Raw genomic sequence first — 518 nt, 5'->3', positions numbered from 1 at the left:
GGCGATGTGAAAGTTACCGTTGAAGATGGCGATGATAGTGCAGCTGACAAACAAGACGGAACTGGCTTATCATTACCGAAAACAGCTACAAATATGTATACGATTCTTTTAATCGGAGCTCTTACATTGATTGCAGGTGCTTCATTAATGGTTCTTAGAAAAAGAAAAGTAATGGAATAACTTTTTAAAAAAGGACTAGGGTTATAAACTCTAGTTCTTTTTTTTGGCAATTAAAAAAGTATTAACTCTCTTGACTTGTTCACTGGCTAAGAACGGCGATGTCTAGGGACTGGGACAGTGTTTAGTCATCCCATTGAAGAGCATTTGCAGTTTATCGTTCGCCCCGCTGTAAAGTGTTTGTGTCAGGCGCCGGTATTATCTGTCAATCACTTGTAGATGCAACTTATACTCCCTGCAAAAAAGTTAGGTGTTAAGCAGATTTTTCAAAAAAATAATGTATTTATTATGAATCACATTTCGATATATAGGCTCATATAATGGGTTAGAGACTGAACTTG

The 518-nt window shown here is 36.9% G+C and carries 1 protein-coding gene; it reads left to right on the top strand.

Annotation, left to right across the window (positions count from 1 at the left end):
- Positions 1–180, top strand: a 180-nt coding sequence (locus ACPYKA_RS16625) for an LPXTG cell wall anchor domain-containing protein (protein ID WP_479543337.1), incomplete at its 5' end; no start/stop codon positions are given.
- Between the last annotated feature and the right edge of the window lie 338 nt (positions 181–518).

The sequence above is a fragment of the Pseudogracilibacillus amylolyticus (SeqCode) genome (genome assembly GCF_051918545.1).
GTDB lineage: Bacteria > Bacillota > Bacilli > Bacillales > Amphibacillaceae > Pseudogracilibacillus.
This window is presented reverse-complemented; position numbering and strand designations above follow the sequence as displayed.